Origin of the sequence: Roseibium sp., assembly GCF_050301095.1 — a bacterium.
Taxonomy (GTDB): Bacteria; Pseudomonadota; Alphaproteobacteria; order Rhizobiales; family Stappiaceae; genus Roseibium.
The window spans coordinates 1-4,629 of record NZ_JBNKYW010000145.1; the positions used below are offsets into that span (position 1 = coordinate 1).

A 4,629-nucleotide genomic window follows, 5' to 3' on the forward strand; every position below is an offset into this window, starting at 1 on the left:
AGGCCATGCGGCGCTGGGAACAGGAAGAAGAGATCGCGGAGATCCTGATAACACCCGCGCAGGCAAAAAAACTCAGCGCGGACTGGTACTACCGTCACGCCGTATTCACGCCCGCAAAGGACGGCCGCATTCTGGTCAGCATTCCGAGCACCGACCGGGCCCGCATCCTGCCTCTGGTCCGTTGGCTTGGCCCCGGAACGGAGTTGATCGGTCCAGAAGCCCTCAGGCAGGAACTGGCAGACGAACTCCAAGCAATGGCCGCGCTTTATGCCCCAGGCTCACCGCTCGAAAAGTCAGCCTAGGAAATAAAGCCCGGCGAAACCGGCCAGCCCCACGGCGATCCGCCACCAGGCGAATGGCGCGAAGCCGTGTTTGGACACAAAATCCAGCAGCCCCCGAACCACGAAGACGCCGGCGAAAAACGACATGACAAAACCGATCGCGATCAGCTTGGCGTCATCCACCGAAAGCACGTCGCGGTTCTTGTAAAGGTCGTAGGTAAAGGCGCCGACCATGGTGGGCATGGCCAGAAAGAACGAGAACTCGGCTGCAGAGCGCTTGTCGGTTCCCATCAGGAGCGAACCGGCGATGGTCGCTCCGGAACGGGAAACGCCCGGCACCATGGCAAGGCACTGGAAGAGCCCGATCTTGAGGCAGAGCGACAACGGATAGTCCATCACGTTGGTATAACGCGGCTTGAGCGGCAGACGGTCGATCCACAGGAGAATTATGCCTCCGATCAGCAAGGTGCTGCAGATGAGAGCAGGCGTATGAAACAGGACGTCCTTGATGAAACTGTGCAGCAGCACGCCGACAACGGCGGCTGGCAGGAACGCAAGCAGGATCCCGGCGACGAACCGGCGGCTCGTCGGATCGCTCGGCAGGGACAGCGCAAGGTTCCACAGGCGGGCGAAATAGACGGACAGAATCGCCAGGATCGCACCCAGCTGAATCAGGACCTCGAAGGTCTTGCCGGTGCTTTCGAAACCGAGAAAATGTCCCAGCAGCAAAATATGCCCGGTGGAAGATACCGGAATGAACTCGGTCAACCCTTCGACTATTCCCAAAATAACCGCGTCGACAATCGTTTGGCTGTCCATTGTGTGGTTTTTCTCCAAAAGGCTTGCTGAAATTCCGCTCGACCCGCTATGTGACGCGACTCATGGCTTGAGGAAATCCCCGCCTATTTGACGGAGCGGATGTGCCGCGTCAAACCCTTGATAACCATATTTGGGGCAAACTCTCGGTTAACGCGAATTTCCAAACCGGCTTCAGGGGCCATTCCGCAGATATGGATGGCGCTTCACCCTAGTATCGCCACAGTTCAGGCTCTAAACCGCTAAATGCTCACGCTTTACCACCACCCGTTCTCGCCTTCCTCGCGTTTCGTCAGGCTGATCCTGAGCGAATACGGCGCTGCTTTTGAGGAACGTCACGTGAACCCCTGGGAACGGCCTCAGGAGTTGCTCGCGCTGAATGCCGCCGGCTCTGTCCCGGTCATGGTGGAAAACGAAGGTCCCGCTATCTGCGGCCCGGGTCCGATCATGGAATATCTGGACGAGACCCGCGGCTACGCGGTTGCCGACCGCCGCCTGATGCCGGACCATCCCGAAGCGCGTGCCGAAACAAGACGCCTGGTGGAATGGTGCCTGGGCAAGTTCGATCAGGAAGTGGTCGGCCATCTGGTGCGCGAGCGCATCTACAAGCAGATCATGCCGAAGTCCACTGGCGGCGGGGAACCCGATTCCGCCGCCCTGCGTGTTGCCAGGGCCAACATCCACCATCATCTGAAGTACTTCGGCTACCTGGTCGCTTCCCGGCGCTGGATCGCGGGAGACAGGCTGTCTTTCGCCGATTTCGCGCTGGCGGCGAGCCTTTCTTGCGCCGATTACCTCGGTGAGGTCGCCTGGGGCGAAGAAGAGGACATTCGGGGATGGTATGCCCGGGTGAAATCACGGCCCAGCATGCGGCCTCTCCTGGGCGAGAAGGTGCTCGGCATGCCGCCGTCGCAAACCTATGCGGATCTGGATTTCTAATCCGTTGAGCCATGGACTTTTCCAGCCCTTCCCTTAAGACAGGGACATCTTCCAACGCCTGCGGCGCTCCGTCTTGGACAAAAGAACTGAAAAACTACTGACGGCCTTTCGGGAAAAGGCCACCGGCCTCGGCTTCGACGGGTTCAGGGTCGCACCGGCGGACGGCATTCCTGAAGCGGGAGACCGCCTGCACGCCTTTCTGGAAAAAGGTTACCACGGCACGATGGGCTGGATGGCCGAGACCGAAGACCGGCGCGCTTCGCCGGCCTCGCTCTGGCCGGAGGTCCGGTCCGTCATCATGCTCGCCATGAACTACGGTCCGGACGAGGCCCCGGAGAGCCATCCGCTCGCACATCTCAAGGACAGAAGCACCGGCGGCATCTCGGTCTATGCAAGACACCGCGACTATCACGACATCATCAAGGGGCGCCTGAAGGAACTTGCGAGTTTCCTGATTTCGCGCGCGGGCGGAGATGTAAAAGTGTTCGTCGACACAGCCCCGGTGATGGAAAAACCGCTCGGTCAGGCAGCGGGCCTCGGCTGGCAGGGCAAGCACACCAACCTGGTGTCGCGGGAGCTCGGCTCCTGGTTTTTTCTCGGAGCCATCTTCACCACGCTGGAACTGCCACCGAGCGGCGCGGAGCGCGATCATTGCGGTTCCTGCCGCGCCTGCCTCGACAGCTGTCCGACAGACGCCTTCCCGGCCCCCTATCAGCTCGATGCCCGCCGCTGCATTTCCTACCTTACCATCGAGCATCCCGGGCCCATCCCGCAGGAGTTCCGCGAGGCGATGGGCAACCGCATCTACGGCTGCGACGATTGCCTGGCCGCCTGCCCCTGGAACAAATTCGCGGCCGAGGCCCGGGAAGCCAAGCTGATCGCCCGAGACGACCTGAAGTCCCCGCCCCTAGAGACCTTGCTGGAACTGGACGATGCCACCTTCCGGAAGTTCTTTTCCGGCTCGCCGATCAAGCGGATTGGCCGAAACCGCTTCCTGCGCAATGTCCTGATTGCTGCCGGAAATTCCGATGAGCCCGCGCTGCTCGAAAAAGTCCGCCCGCTGTTGAGCGACCCGGACCCGGCTGTCAGGGGCTCCGCCGTCTGGGCGTTTCGCCAATTGGCCGGTGAAGAAGAGACCGGCAAGCTCTCCGGCCCTGCTCTGGCCGCTGAAACCGACGAAGAAGTCCGGGCGGAATGGCAGGCTGACCTGTCCTGAGCGCGGTGACCGTCTCGACCTTGCTGCAAGAATGCGCCATAGTCATGGAACCACCCGGGATGACCCTCTATTTCGGGCTTTACCGATGACAAATACGGCCTAGTCCGATCATCCGATTTGGAGCCAAAGCTTTGATTTTTATTAACTACTCCTCCCCTGCTTCCCATTCCTTCAAGACAAGGGCAAGGCTCCTTTCCCTAAGCACGGCGCTGGCGCTGATCTCCGGTTCCGCCTTGGCGCAAGACACCGGTGAAGCCGCCTTCCGGGCATATGTCGACGGTCTCAGGACACTCGGCATAGACGTTGAAAACGGCGCCGTCGCCTATGACGCCAGCAGCGACACGCTGACGATCACCGACACGACCGTGACTTTCGGCGGCACCTTGGAAAACCTTCCGGCCGAGACATCCGGCACGGCGGAAAAGGATGAAACCGACAGCGCTGAACCGGCAAAAACCAAGGACCTGACCTACCGGCTTTCCATGTCCGCCGGCGCGCTGACCATTACCGGCCTCACACACGAGGACGGTGCCTTCACCTCTACCGCCTGGACCTATTCCGACGATGCGCATTTCAGCGCGACCGGCGATGTCGGCGGAGAAGGCGGCTTGAAGATCGACGGCCGGCTGCGTGGCGTGTCCGCAGCAAATTTCGACTTCACGCTTCCGGAAGTTCCCGCCGACGACCCGAAGCATCAGGCCAGCCGCTGGTTGCCCTTCCTGCAGGCCTCGCTCCTGAATTCCTATGATGAGTTCAGGATCGACAACAGCGGCATGACCATCGAAGCGTTCACGGTCACGGACGGCAAGAAAACGGTCGTCCTCGCCGGAACCGTGCAGATGGACGGCTACCGGATGGCCAATGCCGAGGACGGCCGGATCGGCGAATACACCATCGACCGCGTGACCCAGGAGCTGCAGACGCTCGACCTCGATTCGGGCCGAATGCTGACCCAGACGACCAGTCAGGGCAAAACCCACTACGAGGACATCGACGCAGCCGCGCTTGTCGATCTGTTCGATCCTGCCGTGCCTGAAACCGGCGACGAAGTGACACTCATCCGGACCGGGTCCACGGTCGATTACAAGAGCAGTCAGGAAATCATGGACGGACTTTCGGTCGAGGTGTCCATGGACAAGGCCTCGATCACCGATGTCACCGTGACCAAGCGGGACAACAATGTCCTCGCGCTCTTCGATCAGCTTCTCGACGATCAGGTGCCGGCGCCTGAAGAACTGATCACCAATGTTTTCCAGTTTTACCGGTCCTTCGGCATCGCGGATGCCAGGATCAGCGGCATTTCAATCAAGGTGCCGACGCCAATGCCCGATGAGACCTTCGGCGTCGATATCAGGGAAATGGCGATGACCGACGTCA

At 60.6% G+C, this 4,629-nt stretch carries 4 protein-coding genes and 1 pseudogene; 4 read left to right on the forward strand and 1 reads right to left on the reverse strand.

Annotation, left to right across the window (positions count from 1 at the left end; genetic code table 11):
• Window positions 1-302 (forward strand): WYL domain-containing protein (locus ACQY7U_RS13465; RefSeq protein ID WP_428645235.1); only part of this gene is annotated, 302 nt, incomplete at its 5' end.
• On the opposite strand, the gene ACQY7U_RS13470 is transcribed toward ACQY7U_RS13465, so the two are convergent.
• Window positions 294-1,100 (reverse strand): undecaprenyl-diphosphate phosphatase, encoded by an 807-nt coding sequence (locus tag ACQY7U_RS13470; protein WP_428645237.1) that lies wholly within the window; start codon window positions 1,098-1,100, stop codon window positions 294-296. The two genes, ACQY7U_RS13465 and ACQY7U_RS13470, sit on opposite strands and share 9 nt — an antisense overlap.
• A gap of 243 nt (window positions 1,101-1,343) precedes the next feature.
• Here ACQY7U_RS13470 and ACQY7U_RS13475 point away from each other — a divergent pair, with 243 nt between their 5' ends.
• From ACQY7U_RS13475 to ACQY7U_RS13485, 3 genes and pseudogenes are all read left to right on the forward strand, one after another.
• Entirely contained in the window at window positions 1,344-2,036 is a 693-nt protein-coding gene (locus tag ACQY7U_RS13475) for a glutathione S-transferase family protein (RefSeq protein ID WP_428645239.1), read from the forward strand.
• A 58-nt stretch (window positions 2,037-2,094) separates the two neighbouring features.
• Complete coding sequence (queG, locus tag ACQY7U_RS13480) at window positions 2,095-3,252, forward strand: tRNA epoxyqueuosine(34) reductase QueG (protein WP_428645240.1); 1,158 nt, start codon at window positions 2,095-2,097, stop codon at window positions 3,250-3,252.
• A gap of 131 nt (window positions 3,253-3,383) precedes the next feature.
• A pseudogene (locus ACQY7U_RS13485) lies at window positions 3,384-4,629 on the forward strand (hypothetical protein); the annotation flags it as partial.

Coding starts and splice junctions, on each gene's coding strand:
- ACQY7U_RS13475 (WP_428645239.1), top strand. CDS start 1,344: ATGCTCACGCTTTACCACCACCCGTTCTCGCCTTCCTCGCGTTTCGTC.
- ACQY7U_RS13470 (WP_428645237.1), bottom strand. CDS start 1,100: ATGGACAGCCAAACGATTGTCGACGCGGTTATTTTGGGAATAGTCGAA.